The sequence below is a fragment of the Stenotrophomonas sp. Ste96 genome (assembly GCF_024519495.1).
Lineage (GTDB): Bacteria > Pseudomonadota > Gammaproteobacteria > Xanthomonadales > Xanthomonadaceae > Stenotrophomonas > Stenotrophomonas bentonitica_A.
In genome coordinates this window covers 1-262 of sequence record NZ_JALJRX010000063.1, presented here as the reverse complement: position 1 = coordinate 262, position 262 = coordinate 1, and the positions used below count along the sequence as shown (strand labels likewise).

General features: G+C 68.7%; 1 pseudogene. It reads left to right on the top strand.

The window, feature by feature from the left end:
* Nucleotides 1-262, top strand: a pseudogene (locus OC373_RS18830) (thymidine phosphorylase); the annotation flags it as partial.

The following is a 262-nucleotide window of genomic DNA, read 5'->3' as shown; positions in this document are numbered from 1 at the left end:
ACCCGCGGCGTCGGCCGGTGCGCTCCGCGCCAAGGTGTTCGGTGCACGGCTGGACAACGCCCAGTACCTCGCCCTGGTGCAGGACGTGATGGAAAGCAGGTTGTCGGATCTGGAGCTTGCCGCGTTCGTCACCGCCAGCGCGGGCGACCGCCTGGACCATACGGAGACGACTGCACTGACCCGGGCCATGATTGCCGTTGGCCAGCACCTGGACTGGGGCGAAGGGCCGGTGCTGGACAAACACTGCGTGGGCGGCCTGCCA